Raw genomic sequence first — 25936 nt, 5'->3', positions numbered from 1 at the left:
GGTGGCTCAGGCCACCTTTTTACTGCGCGATCTGCGGGAATTACAGCAGGTCGGCGATCATTTTTTCCAGTTTGCCCTGGTCTACGGCGAACTTGCGGATGCCGTCGGTCAGTTTCTCAACCGCCATCGGATCCTGGTTGTGCTGCCAGTAGAACTCAGGTTCGGTCAGTGCGGCAGGACGCGCCTTCACTTCACCGGTATAAGACAGTTTGCGCTCCAGCGCGCCTTCGCTCTCCGCCAGCTCTTTCAGCAGCGCAGGCGCGATGGTCAGGCGGTCGCAGCCGGCCAGTTCGATGATTTCGCCGACGTTGCGGAAGCTGGCGCCCATCACCACGGTGTTGTAGCCGTGCTGTTTGTAATACTGGTAAATTTCGGTCACGGAGATCACGCCCGGATCTTCGTGCGGGGCGAACTCTTTCTTGTCGCCGTTGGCTTTGTACCAGTCGAGGATACGGCCGACGAACGGCGAGATCAGGTAAACGCCGGCTTCGGCACAGGCGCGAGCCTGAGCGAAGGAGAACAGCAGCGTCAGGTTACAGTTGATGCCTTCTTTCTCCAACTGCTCCGCCGCGCGGATGCCCTGCCAGGTCGAGGCCAGTTTGATCAGAATGCGATCGTTGCTGATGCCGGCTTCGTTGTACAGCTTGATCAGGCGCTTGGCCTTGGCCACGCTGGCAACGGTGTCGTAAGACAGACGCGCGTCCACCTCGGTGGAGATGCGGCCCGGAACCAGTTTGAGGATCTCCAGACCGATGTTGACCGCCAGCTTGTCGGCGGCATCGGCGATTTGCTGCTCGCGATCGCTGCTCTGGCCGCGCGCCCAGGCGATGGCTTCGTCAATCAGTTTGCGGTATTCAGGAATTTGGGCTGCATTGAGGATCAGCGAAGGGTTGGTTGTGGCGTCCTGCGGTTGATACAGCTTCATTGCCGCGATATCACCCGTATCTGCAACCACCGTGGTCAGCTGGCGCAGGGAAGTTAATTTGTCGGTCATGTTGGCATTATCTCATCGTTTGTGCATGAACTTTTGGCATTGTTCAACCATGCCCTACCCTGATAATAACATGCGCCAAGCCCGGTGCAAGGCTGGAAAACCGCGGCGCACAAGCATCTGTTTTATCCTTGGGCGAGCAACCGTTTACGCCGATATCTTTCGCCATTACCGAGCGGATGGAAAGGCAATAACGTGCTATTGTCCGAATAAATTATGTTAAATTCGAAAAAATTGATGCAATTCGTCCGCTAATCTGCGAAAAATCTTAATCGACTGACGCCGGACAGATTCCAGCTAAGCTCTTGTAAAAAATAGGCCAATGTTTTTCACCTGCGGTGGATGCTGCAAGGTGCGCATTAAATTTCGATAAGAGGAGGGATCCATTGACGGACCTGATGAATTTTATAAACAACATTTTGTGGGGGTCGGTGCTGATTTATCTGCTGCTCGGCACCGGCATTTACTTCACGCTGCGCACCCGCTTTATCCAGCTCCGCCACTTCAGCCACATGTTCTCGGTGTTGAAAAACAGCAATAAAAGCGACAGCGCCGGCATCTCCTCTTTCCAGGCGCTGTGCACCACGCTGGCAGCGCGCGTCGGCACCGGCAACCTGACCGGCGTCGCCATCGCCCTGACCGCCGGCGGCCCCGGCGCCATCTTCTGGATGTGGGTGGTGGCGTTTATCGGCATGGCCACCTCATTTGTGGAAAGCTCGCTGGCTCAGCTCTATAAAACCAAAGACGATAACGGCAACTACCGTGGCGGCCCGGCCTATTACATGGAAAAAGGCCTTGGCATGCGCTGGATGGGCGTGCTGTTCTCGATCTTCCTGATCATCGCGTTCGGTCTGGTGTTCAACGCCGTGCAGGCCAACTCCATCGCGCAAGCTTCCGCCGTCGCCTTCCACTTACAGCCGCTGCACGTCGGCATCGGTCTGGTGCTGCTGAGCGGCGTGGTGATCTTCGGCGGCATCCGTTCCATCGCCAAAGTGGCCGAACTGGTGGTGCCGCTGATGGCCAGTGCCTACCTGTTGCTGGCCCTCTGGGTGATTGGCCATAACATCGAACACATGCCGGCGATCCTGGCGCTGATCTTCAAAAGCGCCTTCGGCCTGCAGGAAGCCGCGGCCGGCGCCGTCGGTTACGGCATCTCCCAGGCGATGACCCAGGGCGTACAGCGCGGCCTGTTCTCCAACGAAGCCGGCATGGGTTCGGCGCCCAACGCGGCGGCGTCCGCCTCGCCTTATCCGCCGCATCCCGCTTCGCAGGGCTACGTGCAGATGCTCGGGGTATTTATCGACACCATCGTCATCTGCAGCGCCACCGCGGCGATCATCCTCTCCTCCGGCATTCTCGATCAGCCGACCGACAGCATCAGCGGCATCGATCTGACCCAGCGCGCGCTGTCGACCGCCGTCGGCAGTTGGGGCACGCCGTTCGTCGCTATCGCCATCTTCTTCTTCGCCTTTACCTCGATCATCGCCAACTACGCCTATGCCGAGAGCAACCTGGTGTTCCTCGAACACAATCATCCGGGCGGCCTGCTGATTTTCCGCTGCGTGGCGCTGGGCATGGTGATGTTCGGCGCGCTGGCGGAGCTGCCGCTGGTGTGGAAAATGGCGGATACCTCCATGGCGCTGATGGCGATCACCAACCTGACGGCGATCCTGCTGCTGTCGCGGGTGGCGCTGAAGCTGGCCGACGATTACCATCGCCAGCGCCGCCTGGGCAAACTGCCGACCTTCGATGCCAACCGCTACCCAGAGCTGAAATCGCAACTGGAGCCGGGCGTGTGGGACGACAAGCAGCCGCCGCGCTGAGTATTCCGGGGCGTGTGCGATGCACGCCCCGCCTATTGGACCGATTGCCCCTTTTTTCCGCGCTTTTTGCTACAGTATGCGCACTTGGATAAACAGGATCTGGCCATGCTCGTTATTATTTCCCCTGCAAAAACGCTCGATTACGAAAGCCCGCTGGCGACAGAACGCTTCACGCAGCCCGAACTGCTGGACAAATCTCAGCGGCTTATCAAAATTTGCCGCGCGCTGACGCCGGCGCAAATCGCCAGCCTGATGAGCATCAGCGACAAGCTGGCCGGGCTCAACGCCGCGCGCTTTAGCGAATGGCAGCCGAAATTTACCCTGGACAATGCCCGCCAGGCGTTGCTGGCGTTCAAGGGCGATGTTTATACCGGCCTGCAGGCGCAGGATTTCAACGAAGCCGATTTCGACTTCGCCCAGCAGCATTTGCGCATGCTGTCCGGCCTGTATGGCGTGCTGCGGCCGCTCGATCTGATGATGCCGTACCGGCTGGAGATGGGCATCAAGCTGGAAAACCCGAAGGGCAAAGATCTGTACAGCTTCTGGGGCGATCAGATCACCCAAAAGCTCAACGAAGCGCTGGAGCAACAGGGCGACGACGTGGTGGTCAACCTGGCCTCCGACGAATATTTCAAAGCGGTGAAACCGGCCAAGTTGCACGGTTCGCTGATCAAACCGGTGTTCCTCGACGAGAAGAACGGCAAGTTCAAGGTCATCAGCTTCTACGCCAAGAAAGCGCGCGGGTTGATGAGCCGCTTTATCATCAAAAACCGCCTGACGCGCAGCGAGCAGCTGGCGGACTTCAACCTGGAAGGCTACGCCTTCGACGAAGCCGCCTCGCAGGGCAACGAGCTGGTGTTCAAACGCCCGGAACAAGCATAAAAAAAGCCGTCGCAAGACGGCTTTTCGCATTTTACCCTGCCGAACTTCAGGCCGGCAGCCCCATCAGGAACGTGCGCAGCTCGCCGAAACTGGCCGGCAGCGTGTGCGACAGCAGCGGCAGATCGGCCCGCAACGCCAGCGCTTTCGGCAACGGCAGTTCCTGGCCGAGGATAGCTTCCACACTCTCTTTAAACTTGGCCGGATGCGCGGTGCCGAGGAACAGACCGAACTCCCCTTCCTGCAGCTGATCGCGCAGCGCGCGGTAGGCGATGGCCGCGTGCGGTTCGGAGATATAGCCCAGCTCGGCCAGCTCACGCATCGTGTCTTTGGTGGTCTCGTCGCTGACCGCCGCGTGACCCAGCTCTTTCAACTGCCAGACCTTGCGACGGAACAGCTCTTCCACGCGCGGCCAGTTGTTTGGCTGGCTGACGTCCATGGCGTTGGACAGCGTCGCGACCGTGGCGTGCGGCTGCCACTGGCCGCTGGTCAGGAAGCGCGGCACGGTGTCGTTGGCGTTGGTGGCGGCGATGAAGCGCTTCACCGGCAGGCCCAGCGATTTGGCCAGCAACCCGGCGGTCAGATCGCCGAAGTTGCCGCTCGGCACCGAAATCACCAGCTGATTGCGCGCTTCCTGCGGCAGCTGCGCCACCGCCTCGAAGTAGTAGCAGATCTGCGCCAGCAAGCGACTGATGTTGATCGAGTTGGCCGAGTTCAGGTGCAGCGCGTCTTTCAATTCCTGATCGTCGAACGCCTGCTTCACCAGCGCCTGACAGGCGTCGAAGTCGCCGTCGATCGCCACGGTGTGGATGTTGCCGCCCAGGGTACAGAACAGCTTTTCCTGCAGCGGGCTGATTTTGCCCTGTGGATACAGGATCACCACCCGTACGTTTTTCAGGCCGTAGAAGGCATGCGCCACCGCGGCGCCGGTGTCGCCGGAGGTGGCGGTCAAAATGGTCACCGGCTGATCGCCGGCCACTTCCGCCAGCATCTGTGCCATAAAGCGGCCGCCAAAGTCTTTGAACGCCAGCGTCGGGCCGTGGAACAGCTCCAGGCAGGAGACGTCTTCCGTCACTTTCGCTACCGGCGCCGGGAACTCAAAAGCGGCCTGCACGCGTTTCTTCAGCGCCGCTTCCGGCACCTCTTCGCCGATAAAGGCCGACAGAATACGGCTGCTGCGGGTGACAAAGTCCTGCTCCAGCAGCTGGTCGATCTCGGTCAGTTCGAACGCCGGCAGCTCCAGCGGGAAGAACAGCCCCTGCTGCTTGCCCAGGCCTTGTTTGATCGCCTGCGCGAAGCTGACCTGCTCGTTGTGATCCTTAAGGTTGTACAGTTTCATGCGTTATCCCAGTAGTCGAGCGCCTGCGGTATCCAGACGGCAAATATGAACAAAACCTTCGTCGTTTTGCAGATAGTGTTGTTGCAGCCAGGCGGCCATGCGTTGCGCGGTGGCGCCGTCGTTGCAGACGGCGAACAGCGTCGGGCCGGAGCCGGAGATGCCGCAGGCCAGCGCGCCGATCTCCTGCGCCGCCTTGCGCGCTTCGGCGAAGCCCGGCAGCAGCCGGGTGCGGTACGGCTCGGCGATCACGTCCTGCATTAATTTGGCGGCCAGCTGCGGCTGCCGGGTGTGGCAGGCGTGAATAAAGCCGGCCAGATAACGGCCGTGGCTGATGCAATCCTGACGGCGGTACTGCGCGGGTAAAATGGCGCGCGCTTCGGCGGTGGAGACCTTGATGCCCGGATAGGCCATGACCCACAGCCAATCATCGAAGCACGGCACTTCCTGGCTGATGATGCCTTCTTCTTCCAGCATCAGCTGCAGGCCGCCCAGATAGCAGGGCGCCACGTTGTCGTAATGCACGCTGCCGGAAATGCGGCCTTCCAGCTCGCCCATCAGACCGAGCAGCGTCGTCTTATCCAGCGGCCGATCGCAAAATTCGTTCATCGCCATCAGCCCGGCCACCACCGAACAAGCGCTGGAGCCCAGCCCCGACCCGATCGGCATGTTCTTTTCCAGCCGCATCGCCACCGGCACTTCGCGGCCGATCTCCTGGCAGAAACGCTCCCAGCATTGATAAACGATGTTCTCTTTCGGCTCGGCCGGCAGCTTGCTGACGAAGCGCCCGGCGTTTTGCAGACTGAACGTCTCGGCGGCTTCCACGCTGACGCAGTCGCCCAGCAGCGTGCCGTCGATCGGCGAAACCGCCGCGCCCAGCACATCAAAACCGACGCTGACGTTACCGATCGAGGCCGGTGCATACACCTTAACCATATTAAACTCCCAACTTCCATGACAGTGTGCGCAGCAGATCGGCGAACACGCCCGCTGCGGTCACATCGTTACCGGCGCCGTAGCCGCGCAGCACCAGCGGCAGCGGCTGATAATAACGGCTGTAGAAGGCCAGCGCGTTCTCGCCGTTCTTCACTTTATACAACGGATCGTTGCCGTCCACCGCCTCGATGCGCACCTTACAGCGCCCTTCGTCGATCAGGCCGACATAGCGCAGCACCTTGCCTTGCTCGGCGGCATTGGCCACGTTGCGCGCGAACTCTTTATCCAGCTCCGGCAACCGCGCCAGGAAGGTGTCCACGTCGCCCGACGCGTCGAAGGACGGCGGCAGCACCGGCTCGACCTCGATATCGCTCAGCTCCAGCTTGTAACCGGCCTCGCGCGCCAGGATCAGCAGCTTGCGCGCCACGTCCATACCGGACAGATCGTCGCGCGGATCCGGCTCGGTGTAGCCATTGGCTCTGGCCTGCAGAGTCGCCGCCGACAGCGACAGCCCTTCGTCCAGCTTGCCAAAAATAAAGGACAGCGAACCGGACAGGATGCCGGAGAAACGCACCAGCTCATCGCCGGCGTTCAGCAGGTTTTGCAGGTTCTCGATCACCGGCAGACCGGCGCCGACGTTGGTGTCGTAGAGGAACTTGCGGTGCGAACCGGCGGCGGCGGCGCGCAGTTGCTGATAATAGTTCATCGACGAGGTGTTGGCCTTTTTGTTCGGCGTTACCACATGGAAGCCGTCCGCCAGGAAGTCCACATACTGATCGGCCACCGCCTGGCTGGAGGTACAGTCGACGATCACCGGGTTCAGCAGGTGATACTCCTTCACCAGCCGGATCAGGCGGCCGAGATTGAACGGCTCCTGCGCGCCGGCCAGCTCGTCCCGCCAGCTGTCCAGCGCGATGCCGTGCACGTTGGTCAGCATCACGCGCGAGTTGGCGATGCCGCACACCCGCAGATCGATATGTTTTTGCTTCAGCCACGGCTGCTGGCGGTAGATCTGTTCGATCAGCGCCCCGCCGACGCCGCCGACGCCGATGACGAACACTTCGATCACCTGATCGGTGTTGAACAGCATCTGGTGGCTGACGCGCACGCCGGTGGTGGCGGAATCATTGCTGACCACCACCGAGATTGAACGCTCGGAAGAGCCCTGGGCGATGGCGACGATATTGATGTTGGCGCGCGCCAGCGCGGAGAAGAAGCGCGCTGAAATGCCACGCAGGGTGCGCATGCCGTCGCCGACTACCGAGATGATCGCCAGGCGCTCCATGACGTCCAGCGGATCCAGCACGCCATCTTTCAATTCCAGATAGAACTCCTCCTCCAGCGCGCGGCGGGCGCGCTGCAGTTCGCCCTGAGGCACACAGAAGCTGATGCTGTATTCGGAAGAGGATTGGGTGATCAGCACCACCGAAATGCCGGCGCGCGACATCACGGCGAACACCCGCGCAGCCATGCCGACCATGCCTTTCATGCCCGGGCCGGAGACGTTGATCATCGCCATATTATTCAGGTTGGTGATGCCTTTCACCGGCATTTCGGCATCGGTGCTGTCTTTGCCGATCAGCGTGCCGGGAGCCTGCGGGTTGGAGGTGTTTTTTATCAGGCAAGGAATTTGGAATTGGGCAATCGGCGTGATGGTGCGAGGGTGCAGCACTTTGGCGCCGAAATAGGAAAGCTCCATCGCCTCCTGGTACGACATCGATTTCAGCAGCCTGGCGTCCGGCACGGTGCGCGGATCGCAGGTATACACGCCGTCGACGTCGGTCCAGATTTCGCAACAGTCGGCGCGCAGGCAGGCGGCCAGCACCGCGGCGGAATAGTCGGAGCCGTTGCGGCCCAGCACCACCAGCTCACCCTTGTCGTTACCGGCGGTGAAACCGGCCATCAGCACGATGTGGTCGGCCGGGATCGCCGCGGCGGCGATGCGCAGCGTGGACTCGGCGATATCCACGGTAGACTCCAGGTAGTGGCCCTGCGCCAGCAGTTTCTCCACCGGGTTGATCACCGTGACCGGATAACCCTTGGCGCGGAACACCCCTTCCATGATGGCGATGGAGAGCTTTTCGCCGCGGCAGATGATCGCCGCGTTGACGCTGTCCGGGCACTGCCCCAACAGCGAGACCCCGTGCAACACCTGTTTGAGCTGCGCGAACTCCTGATCGACCACGCCTTTCAAACGATCGTATTCAAAGCCCGGCAGCGCCTGCGCCAGGCCGCTCAGCAGGTCGGCAAAGATCCGCTCGGCGTCGCTGATATTCGGCAGAATGTCCTGGCCCGCCACCGTTTTGTCGATCATTGCCACCAGATGGTTGGTGATCTTTGCGGGGGCGGACAAGACCGTGGCTACCTGTCCCTGACGCGCATTACTCTCCATGATGTCGGCGACGCGCAGAAAACGTTCTGCATTCGCCACCGAGGTTCCGCCAAATTTCAGCACTCGCATGTGTGATCTCTCCGAATTTAAGCCGAAAAAAAAGCCCGCACTGATTAGGTGCGGGCTTTTTTCTGTGTTTCCTGTGCGCGTCAGCCCGCCCCGTTACCTGTGGTATCGGTGGTGGTAATAATTGTGGTTTTCAGGCTGATGTTGCGCATGTTGTCTGTCTGTCTCATGAAATACTCTGTCCCCTCTATTGGTTAAAGCAATCGCTATCCCAAGTCAAACTATTTCTTTTTTTTGCTTATTTTCCGTTCAGCGGCGGTAATGCGCGATGCAACAGGTGAAAAGCAAAATGACAGAACAAAAAAACAACTTAAAGCCTATTTACTAGTGGATCACGCTGGGTAACCGTCTGATGGAGCCGCTATCACTTGGCGAGTTTTTTTTCGATATCGTGCAGCAGCGTATGCAGCATCGCCGTATCTCGCTGTTGCAGCGCGCCGAGGCGCTGGTGCAGCCAGTCGCGCAATTTTTGGTCATCGCCGACCTCCAACGCGCTCAACAAGGCATCGGCGCGGCGGCGCAGCGCCTTAAGCTGCCCTTCCGACGCCGCCGTTTCCTGTGGCGTATTGACACCCATCAGGCTAGCCAGCTGATAGCAGTACACCATCACCGCCTGGCCCAGGTTAAGCGACGGATAGTCCGCCTGCATCGGCACGCCGGTCAGCAAGTCCGCCAACGCCAGCTCTTCGTTGGTCAAGCCGGAATCTTCGCGGCCGAACACCAGCGCGGCCTGGCCGACCCACTGCTTACGCTCGCTCAGCTGTTCCAGCAGTTCGGGCGGCGTACAGTAGTAGTGAAAGCGCGCGCGGCTGCGGGCGGTGGTGGCGACGGTAAAATCCACGCCCGCCAGCGCCTGTTCCAGCGTGGCGAACGTTTGCACGCCGTCGAGGATCTCGCCGGCACCGTGCGCCACCCAGCGCGCCGCCGGCTGCAGGTGCGCCTCGCTGTCGACGATGCGCAACGACGTGAAGCCCATGGTTTTCATCGCGCGCGCCGCCGCGCCGACATTTTCCGGCCGCGCCGGAGCCACTAAAACAATATGAAGCTGCATCACTCTTCCACCGAAGGCGGGCCTGCGTTTTTGACGATGGCGCAGCGCCCGCTTATATTTATATTTACAATTACGTAACAATAAACGCGTTAATAGCAACAAACAAGATTAAACGGCTCGTTGAGCTAATAAACCCATCGTAATAGTCATTATTCGCGCTTATGTTTTACTGTGTTTATTTATCAATAAGTTAAAACAACGCGATGATCAATAAGCGAATAATTGTATCCTATCGGGCCGGATAATGCTGAATCGTTCACAGAATTTGAGGTTCTGTGACTTAAACTGGCATTTCTGTAAGTGTTTTTCACAAATCTGTTAACGTGCTACAATTGAATTTGATATATGTCAACAAAGCGTAGTTTTGTTGGGTGATGAATTCGGCACGCGCTGTTATATTGCTGTTAATGGGGTTAGGATATGCGCCGTTTCGGCACCCAAGGGGTTGTAGGGAACAGCATCCCCACCAGGCTAGCGATCTTGTTGACATGAGATGGAAAGTGCATCAAGAACGAGTTTACGTACTTTAGTCATTTGCTGAGAGGGAACGTGGCGCTATCTCTGCCCTCCTCTAAGAAAACAAAGACTTCTGTACTTCCGATTTTCTATTTTGTTGGCAATTTTAGGTAGCAAATATGCAGACCCCGCACATTCTGATTGTCGAAGACGAGTTAGTCACTCGTAACACCCTGAAGAGCATTTTCGAGGCGGAAGGCTACATTGTTCATGAAGCCAATGATGGTGCAGAGATGCACAATATCCTGTCTGAAAATGATATCAATCTGGTCATCATGGACATCAACCTGCCAGGCAAAAACGGCCTGCTGTTGGCGCGCGAACTGCGTGAACAGGCCAGCGTCGCCTTGATGTTCCTGACCGGTCGCGATAACGAAGTGGACAAAATCCTCGGCCTGGAAATCGGCGCCGACGATTACATCACCAAGCCGTTCAACCCGCGTGAGCTGACCATCCGCGCGCGCAACCTGCTGTCGCGCACCATGAACCTGGGCAGCCTCGGCGAAGAGCGCCGTCTGGTCGAGAGCTACAAGTTCAACGGGTGGGAGCTGGACATCAACAGCCGCTCTTTGATCAGCCCGGCCGGCGAACAGTACAAGCTGCCGCGCAGCGAATTCCGCGCCATGCTGCACTTCTGCGAAAACCCGGGCAAGATCCAGTCGCGCGGCGAACTGCTGAAGAAAATGACCGGCCGCGAGCTGAAGCCGCATGACCGCACCGTGGACGTCACCATCCGTCGCATTCGCAAACACTTCGAATCGACGCCGGATACGCCGGAAATCATCGCCACCATTCACGGCGAAGGCTACCGCTTCTGCGGCGATCTGGAAGAGTAATTCCGGCCTGCCGTCATGAAAACGGGGTTCAGCATGCTGAACCCCGTTTTTTTATTTCGTCTCAGCCCACGGCATGATCGGCACCGCGCTCAACGCGTTCTTCGGCGAACCGTCGATCACCTTGTCGGAATAGCTAAGGTAAATCAAAGAATTGCGCTTGGCGTCATAGAAGCGCACCACCTGCAACTTCTTGAACACCAGCGAGGTGCGTTTCTGGAACACCACATCGCCTTCCGCCTTGCCGTTTTTGATCTTGTCGCTCAGCTCGATAGGCCCCACCTGCTGGCAGGAAATGGCCGCGTCGGCGGTGTCTTCCGCCAGCCCCAGGCCGCCTTTGATGCCGCCGGTTTTGGCGCGGCTGATATAACAAGTTACATTTTTAACATCCGGATCGTCGAACGCTTCCACCACGATTTTGTGGTCCGGCCCCAACAATTTAAACACCGTATCAACGGAGCCCACCTGCTCCGCCTGCGCGCTGCCAACGGTTGCGCAAACCAAACCGAATAAAAATATCCAGCTTTTTTTCATTTACTTAACTCCGGTATAACCTTGCCGCAAAAATAGGTTCGGCGGTCGCCATTATTTATGTCTAAGCTCACGGAATCGGTTTTTTACGGGTCCGCACCGTCCGTTTTAGCACAGAGCGTGACAAAAATCTTTGAGAGTCGCGGAGTAAAAAAATTGCTATGATGCGGCGTCGTTATTTCTTTGCGCCCACTACGGTGTACCCCAATCCAACTCTGGCGCGGCATGCGCAGCAGAGGCAAAGAGTGCAACGCATAATGGCTCATGGATCGGTCTGATAGCGCAGCACCAGCGTGACGAATCAACAGTTCGGGTTCCTACCCCCAAGCTTTACGAGGAAGATCTATGGATCAAGCCGGTATCATTCGTGATCTGCTTAGCTGGCTGGAAAGCCATTTGGACCAACCCTTGTCGCTGGATAACGTGGCGGCCAAGGCAGGCTACTCCAAATGGCATCTGCAACGGATGTTCAAAGATATTACCGGTAACGCCATCGGTGCTTACATCCGGGCAAGGAGGCTGTCCAAAGCCGCCGTCGCGCTGCGTTTGACCAGCCGGCCGATTTTGGATATCGCCCTGCAATATCGCTTCGACTCGCAGCAGACCTTCACCCGCGCCTTCAAAAAACAGTTTGCGCAAACGCCGGCGCTGTACCGCCGCGCCGAAGACTGGAATGCATTCGGCATCTGTCCGCCGATCCGTCTGGGAGCCTTCACCTTGCCGCAGCCGGAATTCGTCTCGCTGCCGGACAAGCAGCTGGTCGGCCTGACCCAAAGCTACTCCTGTACGCTGGAACAGATCACCACCGTGCGCACCGAACTGCGCTCACAGTTCTGGCGTCAGTTCCTCGGTGACGTCGAAACCCTGCCGCCGGTGCTGTACGGGCTGCATCACTCGCGACCGAGCCAGGAGAAGGATGACGAACAGGAAGTGCTGTACACCACGGCGCTGGAGCCGGATCAGGTGCCTGACAAGGTACAGGAAGGCCAGCCGCTGGTGTTGCCGGGCGGTGAGTTTGCGATGTTCAGCTACGAAGGGCCCACCGAGGGACTGCAAGACTTTATTCTGACGGTCTACGGCACCTGCCTGCCGGCGCTCCAGCTGACGCGCCGCAAAGGGCACGACATCGAGCGCTTCTATCCGAAAGGCGAGCGCCGTCCGCATCAGGCACCTATCGAGATCAAGTGCGATTACCTGATCCCGATTCGGCGTTAACGCTGCAGTTCGTCCAACGCGGGCATGTCCAAATGCGTGACATCGCCCGCCGTTTCCACGATCCAGCCGGAAGCCAGCCACGGGCTCTGCTGGTGATCGACGCGCGACAGTGAGCAGTTGCGCAAGCGCAGGCGGCGTTCCGCATAGGCCGGCAGCCCCAGCACCGTACTGATCAAACACCCCAACGCGATACCATGACTGACGAGCAGCGGCTTGCTGCCTTCAGGCAGCATCAGGCAACTCTCCAGCGCGGCGCGCATGCGCTCGCCCAGCTCCTCCATGGATTCGCCTTGAGGGATTCGGCCGTCAGGAGTACCATCGACCATCTGTTTGCGCCACTGCTCTTCCTGCGGCGTCAAACTGTCGATCAGGCGTTCTTCCAGAACCCCCATGTGCAGCTCACGCAAACGCGGATCGCTAATCACTTCGCAGCCACAGGCGTCGGCGATGATCTGTGCGGTGCGGCGCGTGCGCCCCAGATCGCTGGTAATAATGTGCGTAATGCCTTCTTTGCTGACGCGCCTGGCGACCAGACGGGCCTGGTGTTCACCCATGGCGGTTAACGGGCTGTCGGACTGACCCTGGATGCGGCGAGCCGCGTTCCATTCCGTTTCGCCATGGCGAACGAGGTATACCTGTAACATTTTTGTTTTCCGTTATACTGCGTGAAATTTGCATTTATCCCCGGCCCGGTGGCGCTTTTGCCGCTGCCCGGCGTATCGGCCAGAAGGATATCAAACCCGTTATGTACCATGTTGTCGCTGCAACTACCAACCCGGCAAAGATCAAGGCTATTCAACTGGCCTTCGATGATGTCTTTGGCGCAGGCCAATACCGCATTGAATCCGTTGACGTCGCCAGCGGTGTCTCGCTGCAGCCGATAGGCAATCACGAAACCCGCACCGGCTCGCGTCAACGCGTGATGGAAGCGCGCCAGGTCAGGCCCGAGGCCGATTTTTGGGTCGGCGTGGAAGCCGGGATTGAAGAGAATATGACCTTCGCCTGGATGACCATAGAGAACCCGCACATCCGCGGCGAATCCCGCTCGGCGAGCCTGATGCTGCCGGAAGTCATCTTACAAGGTATTCGCGCCGGTCGCGAATTGGGCAGCGAAATGGCGGCGATCACCGGTAACGCCGAAGTGAAGCGCCAGGGCGGCGCCATCGGCGTCTTCACCGACGGCCGGCTGAGCCGCACCAGCGTTTACCATCAAGCGTTGCTGCTGGCGCTGGTGCCGTTCCACAACGCCATCTATCAGCAATAGCGAAGAGCCTGCTAGGGCGCATCGTGCAGCAGCTGCTGCTCAAGCCACTGTTTCAGCGCGGGCGACGCCGCTTTCAGGCTGTTTGAACCGCGGGTGATGGTGGCGATCCCCGCGCCCAGTTCATTTTTCAGCTCGCGCTGGCTCATCTCGCCGCGCATCAATTCCTGAATGATCCGTACCCGGGTGCCCAGCGCGGTGCGCTCGTCCGGCGTCAGCATCAGCTGCAGCAGCGGTTGATGCAGTTCTTGCGCAAACGAATTCTGCAGCAGCGCGACGAAGCGCAGCCAATCCTCATTGCCTTGTTCTGAAAGAGCGGGGTCGTTTAATGATAATTGCGTCATGGCAGCCACCATACTATTTAACTAGTACAGCAGCATACCATAGGGCCGTCAAAATCAATAACGTCTCTGCCACTCGGCGTCGGTCAGCACCTTGGCCGGCCGGTGCGTCAGATAGCGGTAAAACGCATCATAGGCCAACACATTCTTGACGTAGCCGCGGGTTTCCGAGAACGGAATGCTTTCGATGAATGCCACCGGATCGATCCGCCCCGCGCTGTTGCCCAGCCAGGTATTCACCCGCGACGGGCCGGCATTATAGGCGGCGCTCGACAGAATGCGGTTGCGGCCGAACTGCTGATAGACCGACTCCAGATAGCTGGTGCCGATGGTGATGTTAGTCTGTGGATCGAACAGCTGGCTCGGGCCGACGTAACCGGGAATATTGAACATCTGCACCGTATGCTGCGCGGTGCGCGGCATCACCTGCATCAGGCCGGTAGCGCCAACCGGCGACTGCGCTTTCGGATTCCAGGCGCTCTCCTGACGCGCGATCGCCATCGCGTAGCTGGTGGTGATCCCCTTGTCATCGGTCGCGCGGCGGAACTCCTGCGGCCAGGCGACCGGGAAGCGCTCCTCCAGATGATCCCACAGCTTGCCGACGATGGTCGCCTGCACGCTCAGATCGGCCCATTTTTGCTCAAAGGCGTAGCGCGCCAGCGCTTCTTGTTCCGGCCGGCTGCGGCTGGCGACGTAAGAGCCCCACTCGCTGCGGGCCAGGTTGTCCATATTCCAGTACATCAGCTCGCGCACCCGGGCGACCTCCGGCCCGTCGACCAGCGACGTGCGCGGCTTGGCCGCCACCGCCACCATCACCGGATAAGTGGCGTTCAGCTTCTGCGCCGCCACCATCGGATAAAAGCCGCGTTCGGTCATCAGGTTACGCAACATCTCCTCGCCTTCGGCGCGTTTGCCTTCGTCCATCAGTTGACTGGCGCGCCAGTAGCGCCACTCATCCTTGTTGCGCGACTCTTCCGGCAGGCGGGCCAGCCAGGTCGCGACGCCCTGCCGATCGCCGTTGCCCAACGCCATGCGCACCCGGCGCTCCAACAGCGAAGGCGAACGGCTGCGCAGGATCACCCGATCGCGCCACTGCGCCTGCTCGTAGGTAGCGTCGCTGCCCATCAGGCGCCAGGCCACCGCCTCTTCCAACCCCAGCCGTTCGTCGTCGCTCATTTTCTGCAGCCGCGCGAGCGTCGGGATCATCGCCCGTGCGTTTTCCACATCCTGCCGCGCCAGGCGTTCAAAGGCGATGCCGGTAGCGGCGCGGGTAAAGTCAGTCGGCCCCACGCTGCGGGCGAAGGCTTCCACGGTGGTCGGATCGTTTTGCAAGCGCACCAGGGCGTTGCCCATGGTCTGATAGTCGGCCGGCAACTGGTTATAAAGGTTGCTGACCAGCGAACTGTTACCCTCTTTCAACGCCAGCTTCATGCGCGCCAGAATATCCAGCGGCGTTTGCTTGCCTGCGCCGCGCCAGACGCTGAACAGACGATCGCAGGCGCCCGGCAGCGTTTTGCCGTTCAGCCACAGTTCATCGGCACCGCTCCAGGCCGCCTGCTGGTCGCCGGTAGCCCATTTGGCGTAGTAATAGTTGCAGCGCGCCGCCACCGGTTTGGGCGGCTGCGCGCTGAAGGCCAACAGAGTGCGCCAGTCTTCGCGCCGCGCCAGTTCATTGACGAAGCGCGGCACCAGTGATTTCGCCGGCGGCAGCGTCGGGTGGCGTTTGATAAAGTCGTTCACCTCGGAGAACCCCGCCTGGCTCAGATCCTGTGTCAGCTCGCGGTATTCCAGGTAAGGATAAAGCGGGTAATCGCGCAGCGTCGGCATCAGCTGCGCCACCACGTCCATCTGATTGCCATCCCACGCCTGTTTGATCTGCTGGTAACGCTGACGTTGCGCATCCAGAGAATCCGCCAGCGCCGCGCCTGAAAACGCCGTCAGACACAGGCCCATTGCCAACAGCCGTCGCTTGTCCACCTTGACCATCCTCGCTCTTTCCTCACTGGTTATACCGCAGGAGCCGCCCAGCTCCCCCGGTGACCGCCGCACCACGGCGCCGCGGGACAAAATAAAGCCGGGCGCACGGCCCGGACGCGGATATCTACCATAGACAGCGCAATCGCTTATCCATTCAATACTGTAGAAGAAGAAGTGTATCGCCATGACGCGGGCCAGGTAAAAACGTTTACTTTGGCTGACAAATCAGGCCGGCGGGATATTTCCAGCCACCGGATTTTTATTAGCTGCCCCGGCGCTTATTGGAGAAGTAAAATACTTTTTAATTATTAGTCATCACATTATTTGATTTGTTATATGGCGCCACCGTTGCGCAAATCGCCTGACAGCGGGCTAAACGCGCCAACTTTGCAGAAAAGCGGTGGCAAACCCGGGTGGGCATTTTTATACTATCAAAAATAAGTAGGATAATTCCGAGAAAACAGCACATAAAGCGCCCAACGAAGACATCTTATAATACAATCCGCGCCAATTATGGGTAGATAGTGTTCATTAGGCAGTGCGACTGACAGCTTTCAGCAAAACGATTGTCCCTTCAAGCGGGCCGGATTTTTCCTTGTCAGGCCACGGCCTGCGGGCAGTGGATCAGGCCGGAATGGCGGGTGAAGATGGTGAATAAGACCGCGATAGCGATGCGTTGCGCAAAAAGCCCCGAACCGGGCTTCCTTGACGCACGCCTGAATATCGGCCGCCTGCTGCTGATCGTTTTGTTGGTGCTGCTGACGTTGTCCGAGCCTGCGCACGCCGCCGCTGATCCCTATCAAAAGCGCACGCACGCCGTGACGACCGTAGTGGTAGGCATCATCAGCTACGCACGCTGGTCGCGTGAACCTAATCCGATCCGCTTGTGCGTGACCGCACCCACCCAGTATGCCGAAGGGCTGTTTGATCCGATCCTGCTGAGCGCGCCGCGTCCGATTAAAGCCGAGCGCGTGCCGTTCGATAGCCCAACGCTGAGTACCGGCTGTGATGTCATCTACTTAGGGAACATCACCGCCGCGCAGAGACAAAATTTCATGCAGCGTATTTCCGGCAACTCCATTCTCAGCATCAGCGAGAACGATAGCGAATGCTCCGCCGGCAGCGCATTTTGCCTGCAGATTGATGGGGACCAGGCCAGTTTCAAAGTCAACCTGGACGCTCTGGCGCGCAGCGGCGTGCGCGTTCATCCCAACGTGTTGCAGCTGGCACGCAAACAGGCGCCGCCGCTATGAGGCTGTTGCGTAGAAACCGCTCCGGCAATGCGCGCCCGACGCTGGGCCGAGTGCTGCAGCGGGTGCATCTTGGGCTGGCGCTGATCGCCGTCGGCACCGCCGGCATCTTTTTGACGCTGGTGGCGCTGTTTGCGCTGCGCGCCTATGCCAATCACAACCTGCACCTGATCGCGCGCTCCATCAGCTATACCGTCGAGGCCGCCGTGGTGTTTGAAGACCGCACCGCCGCGCGCGAGGCGCTGATGCTGATATCCTCCAACGAAGAGGTATCAGACGCACGGATCCTCGACAACAACGGCAAGATGCTGGCCAACTGGCGCCATCCTACCGATGGGCCGCTGCACGGCCTGGAGCAGATCGTCGCGCACTGGGCGCTGCCCGAACCGGTCATTCTGCCTATCACCCACGAGGGCAAGCAGGTCGGCCAGGTCTGGCTGAGCGGCAACGGCGGCAGCCTGCTGCGTTTCCTGTTGCGCGGCATGGTCGGCATGATCGCCTGCCTGGTGCTCAGCACCCTGTGCGCCCTGGTGCTGTCGCGCCGCATGCTGGTCGGCATCGTCAGTTCGCTGGACGACATCGCCAACGTGGCGCATGCGGTGCGCCGCGATCGTACCTTCGGCCTGCGGGTGCCGTCAGCGCCTATCGCCGAGCTGCATGAGCTCAGCAACGATTTCAACGGCTTGCTCGACGAGCTGGAGGCCTGGCAGGCCCATCTGAAGCAGGAGAACGACTCGCTGGCTCACCGGGCGACGCACGACAGCCTGACCGGCTTGCCGAACCGCGCCTTCTTCGAAGGGCGGCTGAGCCGCGCGCTGGGCGATATCGAACCGCCGGCGAAATTGGCGGTGCTGTTTATCGACGGCGATCGCTTCAAGGAGGTGAATGACAGTTACGGCCACGCCGCAGGCGATGCGGTGCTGACCACCATTGCCGGGCGCATTCGCGCGCAGCTGCGCGAGACCGATCTGGTCGCCCGCCTGGGAGGGGATGAATTCGCCGTGCTGCTGGCGCCGGTACACAGCACGGAAGATGTCTTGCAGATCGCTGACAACATCATCGACTGCATGACGCAACCGGTCATTCTGCCGAACGACGAGGCGGTCATCACCTCTCTGAGTATCGGTATTGCGCTGTACCCTGATCACGCGTCGACGCCTCAGGGTCTTTTGCACGAAGCTGACGATGCGATGTATCAGGCAAAGCATCGTTATAACGGAGGCTGGCGGCTGGCTATACATAAATAAGAGCCCCGGCTATAACACTTGAACTAGGGATTTTGACTATGATACAGCAACTTTTTAAAGGCCGTTTTTCACTGCTGACGATGATGTTCGTCGCTCTGCTGGCGCTCGCCGGCTGCCAGAGCAAACCGCAGGGCCTGACACCCGAGCAGGTCGCGCTGTTGCAATCGCAGGGCTTCAAACTGACCGATAACGGCTGGGAGTTCGGCCTGTCGGATAAGGTGCTGTTCGGCAACAACATCGGCAAACTGAACCCGGAAAGCACCGAGACGGTACAGAAGATGGGCCGTGCGCTGCTGAGCGTCGGCATCACCAAGTTCCGCCTGGACGGCCATACCGACAACTACGGTGAAGACAGCTATAACGATCAGCTCTCCCTGCGCCGCGCCGATGCGGTGGCCGATCTGCTGGCCAGCGTCGGCATTCCGCGCGCCAATATCGAAACCCGCGGCATGGGCAAGCGCGATCCCGTTGCCGATAACCGCACCTCCAGCGGCCGTGCGGAAAACCGCCGCGTCGCGATCGTCGTCACGCCATAAGCCACCAATATGCGCCTTTATCGGCGCATAAACGGTTATACTTAGCGATCGCTGAGCGATGTCTGGGATCCGAGATCGAAACGGGCTACACTCATGCCGCCAGACATCCTATAAATACTGATATAGAGAGGCTTAGAGCAACGTGGCTCAATACGTCTATACCATGCACCGCGTCGGCAAGGTGGTACCGCCGAAGCGTCATATTTTGAAAAACATCTCCCTGAGCTTCTTCCCTGGGGCCAAAATCGGCGTGCTGGGCCTGAACGGCGCCGGTAAGTCCACCCTGCTGCGCATCATGGCCGGCATCGATACCGATATCGAAGGGGAAGCGCGCCCGCAGCCGGGCATCAAGATCGGTTACCTGCCGCAGGAGCCGCAGCTTAACCTCGAACACACCGTGCGTGAGTCGGTGGAAGAAGCGCTGGCGGAAGTGGTCGGCGCGCTGAAGCGCCTGGACGAAGTGTACGCGCTGTACGCGGAAGAAGGCGCAGACTTCGACAAGCTGGCCGCCGAACAGGGTCGCCTGGAAGAGATCATTCAGGCGCACGACGGTCACAACCTCAACGCCCAGCTGGAACGCGCCGCCGATGCGCTGCGCCTGCCGGACTGGGACGCCAAAATCGCCCACCTGTCCGGCGGTGAACGCCGCCGCGTCGCGCTGTGCCGCCTGCTGCTGGAAAAGCCGGACATGCTGCTGCTGGACGAACCGACCAACCACCTGGACGCCGAGTCCGTGGCCTGGCTGGAACGCTTCCTGCACGATTTCGAAGGCACCGTGGTAGCGATCACCCACGACCGTTACTTCCTGGATAACGTGGCCGGCTGGATCCTCGAACTTGACCGCGGTGAAGGCATTCCATGGGAAGGCAACTACTCCTCCTGGCTGGAGCAGAAAGACGCGCGTCTGGCACAGGAAGCGTCCGCCGAAGCCGCCCGTCGCAAGTCGATCGAGAAAGAGCTGGAGTGGGTGCGTCAGGGCGCCAAAGGCCGTCAGTCCAAAGGCAAGGCCCGCCTGGCCCGCTTTGAAGAGCTGAACAACACCGAATATCAGAAACGTAACGAAACCAACGAGCTGTTCATTCCGCCTGGCGCACGCCTGGGCGATAAAGTTGTCGAAGTCAGCAACCTGCGTAAGTCCTATGGCGACCGCCTGTTGATCGACGACCTGTCGTTCTCGGTGCCGAAAGGCGCGATCGTCGGCATCATCGGCCCGAACGGCGCGGGTAAATCCACGCTGTTCCGCATGATGTCCGGCCAGGAGCAGCCTGATTCCGGCAGCATTGTGCTGGGCGATACCGTCAAGCTGGCGTCCGTCGATCAGTTCCGCGACAACATGGACGGTTCGAAAACCGTGTGGGAAGAAGTCTCCGGCGGGCAGGACATCATGCGCATCGGCAACACCGAGATGCCAAGCCGCGCCTATGTCGGCCGCTTCAACTTCAAGGGTGTCGATCAGGGCAAACGCGTGGGCGAGCTGTCCGGCGGTGAGCGTGGCCGTCTGCATCTGGCCAAGCTGCTGCAGGTTGGCGGCAACGTACTGCTGCTCGATGAACCGACCAACGATCTGGATATCGAAACCCTGCGCGCGCTGGAAAACGCCCTGCTGGAATTCCCTGGCTGCGCCATGGTGATCTCGCACGACCGTTGGTTCCTCGACCGTATCGCCACCCACATCCTGGACTACCAGGACGAGGGCAAGGTGGAATTCTTCGAAGGCAACTTCACCGAGTACGAAGAGTACAAGAAGCGTACGCTGGGCGCCGACGCGCTCGAGCCGCACCGCATCAAGTACAAGAAGATCGCCAAGTAATACCCAAGGCGCCGCATGCGGCGCCTTTTTTTACTCCCGCGCCAGCTCGCGGGCGTAGTCGTCGAACGCCGGATGCTGCAGCACCACATCGATGAAGCAGGCCAACGCCGCGGAATTCAGCTTGCGGCTCGGGTAGACCAGATATAGCTCATTACCTTCTGCGCGCCACGCCGGCAGCACCTCCACCAACAGTTTCTGCGCCACCACCTCGCGGCTGAGAAACGCCGGCAGCAGCGTGATCCCCGCGCCGGCGATGGCGCATTCGCGCGCATACAGCAGATTGTCGGTGGTGTGCGCCAGCGGCAGCTGCCAACGGTAGTAGTCATCGCCGCAGCGCAGGTTCCAGGCCGTCCAGGCGCGGTGGGCGATGCAGCGATGCTGCTGCAGCTGTTGCGGATTTTCGATCGGCGGGTGCTGCGCCAAATAGGACGGTGCGGCCAACAGATAGCGCGGCGCATACCCGAGACGGCGGCCGATCAGCGAAGAGTCCTGTGGCTTGCCGGTGCGCAGCGCGGCGTCGTAACCTTCCTGCACCAGATCCACCATGGCGTCGGACACCGACACCTCCAGCGAAACGTCCGGGTACTGGCGCTGAAAATCCGCTGCCAGCCGCGCCACCAGGGTCGCCCCCAGCCCGGCGGGCGTCGAGATGCGCAGGCGGCCGCTCGGGTTATCTCGCAGCCGCTGCAACGCCAGATCGGCCCGCTCGGCAGCAGACATCATGACCTGACAATGTTCCAGATAACGCTCACCGGCGAAGGTCAGGTTCAGCTGGCGCGTGGTGCGATTGAGCAGCCGTAGCCCCAGCGTCTGCTCGAGCTGGCTGATGCGCTGGCTGACGCTGGATTTCGGCAACCCAACGCGCTGCGCGGCGGCGGTAAAACTGCCGCACTCCGCCACCAGCGCGAACAACGCCATGTCCTGCAGTTGTTTGAATTCCATTGTTCACCTTAAACGAACACTCCGTTAGATATTGTCCATCTTATCACCCCACTGTCGCGGGTCTACACTGGGGGCATCATTTGAAAGGAGTACAATCATGTCGATAAAAGCCATTGCCGTAGACCCGCAGAACCCCGCCGATTTCATCGAAATCTCACCGGAGATGCCGGTTCCCGGCCAGTACGATCTGCTGGTGGAAGTGAAAGCGGCGTCGGTCAACCCGGTGGACACCAAAGTGCACGCCGGTCTGCAGAAAAACGGCCTGCAGCAGCCGCGCATTCTCGGCTGGGACGCCAGCGGCGTCGTGGTGGACGTGGGCAACAGCGTCAGCGGCTTCAAGCCCGGCGATGAAGTGTGGTACGCCGGCGACATCACCCGCCCCGGCAGCAACAGCAGCCACCAACTGATCGACTCACGCATCGCCGCGCACAAGCCGCGCAGCCTGAACTGGGCCGAGTCCGCCGCCATGCCGCTCACCGCCCTTACCGCCTGGGAGGCGCTGTTCGAACACCTGAACATTCAGGACGCGCCGGAGCACAAGACGCTGCTGATCATCGGCGGCGCCGGCGGGGTCGGCTCGCTGGCCATTCCGCTGGCCGCACTGCGCAGCAAGGTGAAAGTGATCGCCACCGCATCAAGACCGGAATCCGCCGCCTGGTGCCGTGAGCGCGGCGCCGATCTGGTGGTGGACTACCGCGATCTGAAGGGCAACCTGGCGCAGCAGGGCATCGAGCAGGTGGATTACATCCTGTGTCTGAACGATACCGACGGCCACTGGCCGGCGATGGCCGAACTGATCGCGCCGCTCGGCCATATCTGCACCATCGTCGAGAACGCGCAGCCGTTGGATCAAAACGCGCTGAAGTTGAAAAGCGCCGCGCTGCACTGGGAATTCATGTTCACCCGCAGCATGTTTACCACCCCGGACATCGCGCAGCAGGGCAAGATCCTGCAGCAGGTGGCGCAGCTGCTGGACGAGGGCAAGCTGAGCACCACGCTGAGCGAAACCCTGCACGGGCTGTCGGTAGACACGCTGACCGCCGCGCATCAACAGCTGCTCGGCGGCCATATGCAAGGCAAGCTGGTTATCGCTTACTGAGCCTGAATCGCGGCGGCGCAGCGCGCCGCCGTTACTGCGGACGAACGAAGCCGACGCACAGCGTCTGCTCGTCGCTATGCGGATCGGCGCGGAACGTCAGCGTCTGCTGCCAATCGAGGCGCATCTTCGGCCAGTGGGCCAACTCGCCGCCGAAGTCGCTGCGCGCGCAGTCCTCACCCAACCGCCCGAACAGGGCAACGCCGTGCTGCGCAATCTGCGGATAGCTGATGTTGACGTTGTAGATATTCGGCCGCGTATGATTGGACCAACGCGTAATGGTTCGCGGCCGGGAACCGGCGTACACCGTCATCCACTGCGACAGGTATTCGCCGCCGACGTAGCGCAGTTCAACGCCATACCGCTCCTGCCACTGCCGCTCCACCTCGGCGCTGAACGTCTTGATACCCACCATTTTCTGGCCGGCGTTGCGCACGTTGCCCAGCATCACCGCGGCATACCCCAGGTAGACCGCCAGCGCCGCGCACATCAGACCAATGGTCGCCGCGCGCAGCGAACGCACCGGCGGCTGGCGCACGCAACCGACCAACAGCGCAGGCGCCAGCATGAAGAACGGCTGCAACCATTCGGTCAGCCGGCCGCCGACGTTGAAAGAGAACCAGAAGGTAATGATGCCGAGCGGCAACAGGTAGACCCACAGCAACACCCGCATCGGCAACGCCGATGGCCAGGCCAGCACCGCCCCGCTGCGCCGCAGGATCCCCCACAGCACCAGCGACGGATAGAACACCAGCAGCAGCGACTGCAGCATGTCGAGATTGAGCTGCATCTTGATCTGCGAATCCACCCACTTGAAGGCGGCGAAATCGTGGTTCCACAACCAGAACACGTTCGGCAACACCAGCGCCAACCAGATCGCCACCGCCAGATAGAACTGCGGCTGGCGATAACAGCGGCGGATCTGCGGTACGAACAGCGTCGACAGCGCGGCGAAATAGACGAAGGCGAAGGTCGAGTACTTCGCCATCATCGCCAAACCGGCCGTCAGCGCGAAGGCCGGCCACCAGTTGGCCGAACGCGAAATAGCCAGGTGGAAAAACAGCGCCATCCACGGCCACAGCATCACCAACAGGTAATTGTCGTTGTAGGGAATGATGTCGAAATTGATGATGCCGGACAGGTTGAGCGTCAACAGCGCCATCCAGGCCAGCGAGGTGCTGCCGCTCAGCCGGCGCGCCAACAGCCAGACGCCCAACATGCCGATGGCGATGGCGATGAAGTGCCCGCCATACCAGTACAGGTTCAGCGGCAGCCACGAGAACCCGATCGCCGGCTGCATCGCCGCCCCGACCAGCCACGGGTTTTTCGGTGAGCCCCATTCGCCGTTGAGACCCCAGTTGAGCGCCTCGACGGCGTCGTAAGGCAGGGTAGGATCGAGATGAACAGTCAGCAGCGTCCAGGCTGCGGCATAGCAGACCAACCAAAGAGCGAGCAAGCGATAAGACATGTCTTCTTCTAAGCGTTATTGTAAAGAAAAGCTTAACGTAGTCGCTGTCGAATGAACCATGTTTAAACAAGCCGTTAAATGTGCGCCAGGGCGGCTGTTTCTGCCGCGCGATCGCACATTACGCTAATTTTGCTCAGCCTGCGGCGTGATGCTGGGCGGGCGCGTTCGCCAACCGGCCGGCGTCCGCCGCCAGCAGCTGTTGCACCAGCTCGACGCAGCGCAGGAAGCGCTCCTCGTAATCGCTGGACTCAACGTGCACATACTCGATATTGTTGGCGCGCAGCATCTCCTCCAGCAGGCGCTGGAACGCCAGCCGATCGGCGGTACTGCCGAGGCTGCGCAGGCCGTCCGCCACCCACGGCGTGTTGTTTTCCAGCAGGATCACCAGATCGAAACGGTATTCGTCGATCAGCGCCTGCACGAAGGGGTGTTCACGCCCCTCGTACTTTTTGCAAAACGCCTGGGTGGTGACGAAATCGGTATCGATAAATGCCACCTTGTTGGCGTACTTGACCGCGAAATCCACGTATTGCGCCTGCCCGAGGGCAATTTTGTCGTAGTCGGAGTACTGCAGCGCCATCTCGTCGCCGCCCAGGTGCGAGAACACGTAATCGCGGCCATATTCCCAGGCGCTGGTGGTGTTGAAGATGTTGGCCAGCTTGTTGACCAGCGTCGATTTGCCGCTCGACTCGCCGCCGAGGATCGCCACGGTGCGCACGAAGAACGGCTTCACCTCGGTCGGGATGTAATCCCAGTAGCGGAACGGATCCTGGCGGATCTGATTGCCGCTGATGTTCATGAACGAACGCTCGGGATCGACCAGAATGGTTTCGATGCCCAGATGCTCGCGGTAACGCGGCGCATCCTGCGCTTCGCTGGAATAGATAAAGCTCGGCACGATGCCTTTCTGTTCCATAAAGGCCTTCATGCCGTCGCTCCACACGTTCCAGCCGTGCGGGTAGGGCTCGATGCCCTGCTCGTCGAACGAGTGGATATGGATGTTTTTCTGGTACTTGAAGGTCTGCAGCAGCCAGCGTAGGCGATCGCTGACCGTCGGCTGTTGCGACATCGAACTGTTCTCGAACAGTTCGCGGTCGCGCGGCTCGTCGTGGCACAAAATGACGTGCAGCTCATCCACCTGGCTGCAGGCGCGCTGGATCAGGTAGATGTGGCCGGTGTGCAGCGGGTAAAATTTACCAAACACCACGCCGACTTTAACCTCTTTACGCGGGAACTCCAGCCCGAGAAAACGGTGCAGCGCTTCCAGCTTTTGCGCGCTCGGGCTTTTGATCTTGTCGTTCAACAGCTGGCTCAGATAGCCCTTGGTCATGCCGCTGGCATCCGCCACCTGCTGCAACGTGCAGCCGTTTTGCTTGATGGACGTCTTCAGGTAATCAAATTGCGGCATGGCCACCTCCGTTTAGTATGCTAAACAAAAT

23 protein-coding genes and 1 other annotated feature are annotated in these 25936 nt (G+C 60.0%); of the genes, 10 read left to right on the top strand and 13 right to left on the bottom strand.

Annotated features, from left to right (window positions below; all coding sequences use genetic code 11):
* Window positions 1-40: 40 nt before the first annotated feature.
* On the bottom strand, window positions 41-994 hold the full coding sequence (gene tal, locus ACJ8OK_RS11465; protein WP_004932982.1) for a transaldolase: 954 nt from the start codon (window positions 992-994) through the stop codon (window positions 41-43).
* A gap of 383 nt (window positions 995-1377) precedes the next feature.
* On the opposite strand from tal, the gene ACJ8OK_RS11460 reads away from it, so the two are divergent.
* Together ACJ8OK_RS11460 and yaaA are read left to right on the top strand one after the other, a co-directional pair.
* Window positions 1378-2814: an alanine/glycine:cation symporter family protein gene (locus ACJ8OK_RS11460; RefSeq protein WP_242141321.1), complete on the top strand. Its 1437-nt coding sequence runs from the start codon at window positions 1378-1380 to the stop codon at window positions 2812-2814.
* A 105-nt stretch (window positions 2815-2919) separates the two neighbouring features.
* The gene (yaaA, locus tag ACJ8OK_RS11455; RefSeq protein ID WP_033631756.1) at window positions 2920-3696 is read left to right on the top strand and encodes a peroxide stress protein YaaA; all 777 of its coding nucleotides are present in this window, start codon (window positions 2920-2922) and stop codon (window positions 3694-3696) included.
* A gap of 46 nt (window positions 3697-3742) precedes the next feature.
* Here the strand turns inward: yaaA and thrC are convergent, their stop codons facing one another.
* The 5 genes from thrC to ACJ8OK_RS11430 form a co-directional block, all read right to left on the bottom strand.
* Complete coding sequence (thrC, locus tag ACJ8OK_RS11450; protein ID WP_049277389.1) at window positions 3743-5032, bottom strand: threonine synthase; 1290 nt, start codon at window positions 5030-5032, stop codon at window positions 3743-3745.
* A 3-nt stretch (window positions 5033-5035) separates the two neighbouring features.
* Window positions 5036-5965 carry a homoserine kinase gene (thrB, locus tag ACJ8OK_RS11445; RefSeq protein WP_004932993.1) on the bottom strand — a complete coding sequence of 310 codons (930 nt, stop codon included), beginning with the start codon at window positions 5963-5965 and terminating at the stop codon, window positions 5036-5038.
* 1 nt (window position 5966) lies between these two features.
* On the bottom strand, window positions 5967-8426 hold the full coding sequence (gene thrA, locus ACJ8OK_RS11440; protein WP_442530589.1) for a bifunctional aspartate kinase/homoserine dehydrogenase I: 2460 nt from the start codon (window positions 8424-8426) through the stop codon (window positions 5967-5969).
* Between the two features lie 24 nt (window positions 8427-8450).
* Window positions 8451-8568: a sequence feature (Thr leader region), on the bottom strand.
* Window positions 8507-8575 carry a thr operon leader peptide gene (thrL, locus tag ACJ8OK_RS11435; RefSeq protein ID WP_086581142.1) on the bottom strand — a complete coding sequence of 23 codons (69 nt, stop codon included), beginning with the start codon at window positions 8573-8575 and terminating at the stop codon, window positions 8507-8509. (Overlaps the previous feature by 62 nt.)
* A gap of 212 nt (window positions 8576-8787) precedes the next feature.
* Window positions 8788-9474 (bottom strand): tRNA/rRNA methyltransferase, encoded by a 687-nt coding sequence (locus ACJ8OK_RS11430; protein WP_033631753.1) that lies wholly within the window; start codon window positions 9472-9474, stop codon window positions 8788-8790.
* Between the two features lie 635 nt (window positions 9475-10109).
* On the opposite strand from ACJ8OK_RS11430, the gene arcA reads away from it, so the two are divergent.
* Entirely contained in the window at window positions 10110-10826 is a 717-nt protein-coding gene (arcA, locus tag ACJ8OK_RS11425) for a two-component system response regulator ArcA (protein ID WP_004933003.1), read from the top strand.
* 51 nt (window positions 10827-10877) lie between these two features.
* Here the strand turns inward: arcA and creA are convergent, their stop codons facing one another.
* On the bottom strand, window positions 10878-11357 hold the full coding sequence (creA, locus tag ACJ8OK_RS11420) for a protein CreA (protein ID WP_004933005.1): 480 nt from the start codon (window positions 11355-11357) through the stop codon (window positions 10878-10880).
* A gap of 342 nt (window positions 11358-11699) precedes the next feature.
* Here creA and robA point away from each other — a divergent pair, with 342 nt between their 5' ends.
* Window positions 11700-12569 (top strand): MDR efflux pump AcrAB transcriptional activator RobA, encoded by an 870-nt coding sequence (robA, locus tag ACJ8OK_RS11415; RefSeq protein ID WP_015376605.1) that lies wholly within the window; start codon window positions 11700-11702, stop codon window positions 12567-12569.
* Here robA and gpmB read toward each other — a convergent pair.
* Window positions 12566-13213, bottom strand: a complete 648-nt coding sequence (gene gpmB, locus ACJ8OK_RS11410) for a 2,3-diphosphoglycerate-dependent phosphoglycerate mutase GpmB (protein WP_004933012.1) — start codon at window positions 13211-13213, stop codon at window positions 12566-12568. The two genes, robA and gpmB, sit on opposite strands and share 4 nt — an antisense overlap.
* A gap of 101 nt (window positions 13214-13314) precedes the next feature.
* Here gpmB and yjjX point away from each other — a divergent pair, with 101 nt between their 5' ends.
* Window positions 13315-13833 carry an inosine/xanthosine triphosphatase gene (gene yjjX, locus ACJ8OK_RS11405; protein ID WP_004933015.1) on the top strand — a complete coding sequence of 173 codons (519 nt, stop codon included), beginning with the start codon at window positions 13315-13317 and terminating at the stop codon, window positions 13831-13833.
* Between the two features lie 11 nt (window positions 13834-13844).
* Here yjjX and trpR read toward each other — a convergent pair whose 3' ends face one another.
* Complete coding sequence (gene trpR / locus ACJ8OK_RS11400; RefSeq protein ID WP_016929152.1) at window positions 13845-14174, bottom strand: trp operon repressor; 330 nt, start codon at window positions 14172-14174, stop codon at window positions 13845-13847.
* A gap of 54 nt (window positions 14175-14228) precedes the next feature.
* Window positions 14229-16157, bottom strand: a complete 1929-nt coding sequence (gene sltY, locus ACJ8OK_RS11395; RefSeq protein ID WP_033631751.1) for a murein transglycosylase — start codon at window positions 16155-16157, stop codon at window positions 14229-14231.
* Window positions 16158-16795: 638 nt separating this feature from the next.
* On the opposite strand from sltY, the gene ACJ8OK_RS11390 reads away from it, so the two are divergent.
* From ACJ8OK_RS11390 to ettA, 4 genes are all read left to right on the top strand, one after another.
* Complete coding sequence (locus ACJ8OK_RS11390; protein WP_015376603.1) at window positions 16796-17401, top strand: YfiR family protein; 606 nt, start codon at window positions 16796-16798, stop codon at window positions 17399-17401.
* Window positions 17398-18645: a diguanylate cyclase domain-containing protein gene (locus ACJ8OK_RS11385; RefSeq protein ID WP_033631750.1), complete on the top strand. Its 1248-nt coding sequence runs from the start codon at window positions 17398-17400 to the stop codon at window positions 18643-18645. Before ACJ8OK_RS11390 ends, ACJ8OK_RS11385 begins: the two co-directional genes overlap by 4 nt.
* A gap of 38 nt (window positions 18646-18683) precedes the next feature.
* Window positions 18684-19181: an OmpA family protein gene (locus ACJ8OK_RS11380; protein ID WP_015376601.1), complete on the top strand. Its 498-nt coding sequence runs from the start codon at window positions 18684-18686 to the stop codon at window positions 19179-19181.
* Window positions 19182-19323: 142 nt separating this feature from the next.
* Complete coding sequence (gene ettA / locus ACJ8OK_RS11375; protein ID WP_015376600.1) at window positions 19324-20991, top strand: energy-dependent translational throttle protein EttA; 1668 nt, start codon at window positions 19324-19326, stop codon at window positions 20989-20991.
* Window positions 20992-21021: 30 nt separating this feature from the next.
* Here ettA and ACJ8OK_RS11370 read toward each other — a convergent pair whose 3' ends face one another.
* A complete protein-coding gene (locus ACJ8OK_RS11370) occupies window positions 21022-21933 on the bottom strand; it encodes a LysR family transcriptional regulator (RefSeq protein WP_280597891.1) in 912 nt (303 codons plus the stop codon).
* 97 nt (window positions 21934-22030) lie between these two features.
* On the opposite strand from ACJ8OK_RS11370, the gene ACJ8OK_RS11365 reads away from it, so the two are divergent.
* Complete coding sequence (locus ACJ8OK_RS11365; protein WP_280597890.1) at window positions 22031-23032, top strand: zinc-binding alcohol dehydrogenase family protein; 1002 nt, start codon at window positions 22031-22033, stop codon at window positions 23030-23032.
* 31 nt (window positions 23033-23063) lie between these two features.
* Here ACJ8OK_RS11365 and ACJ8OK_RS11360 read toward each other — a convergent pair whose 3' ends face one another.
* Complete coding sequence (locus tag ACJ8OK_RS11360; RefSeq protein WP_033631746.1) at window positions 23064-24497, bottom strand: glycosyltransferase family 39 protein; 1434 nt, start codon at window positions 24495-24497, stop codon at window positions 23064-23066.
* A gap of 133 nt (window positions 24498-24630) precedes the next feature.
* Complete coding sequence (gene nadR / locus ACJ8OK_RS11355; protein WP_442530588.1) at window positions 24631-25905, bottom strand: multifunctional transcriptional regulator/nicotinamide-nucleotide adenylyltransferase/ribosylnicotinamide kinase NadR; 1275 nt, start codon at window positions 25903-25905, stop codon at window positions 24631-24633.
* Window positions 25906-25936 lie beyond the last annotated feature (31 nt).

This window comes from Serratia sp. CY71090 (assembly GCF_052166845.1).
GTDB classification, from domain to species: Bacteria; Pseudomonadota; Gammaproteobacteria; order Enterobacterales; family Enterobacteriaceae; genus Serratia; species Serratia nematodiphila.
The sequence above is the reverse complement of the archived record's forward strand: the minus strand, read 5'-3'. Positions and strand labels throughout refer to the sequence as shown.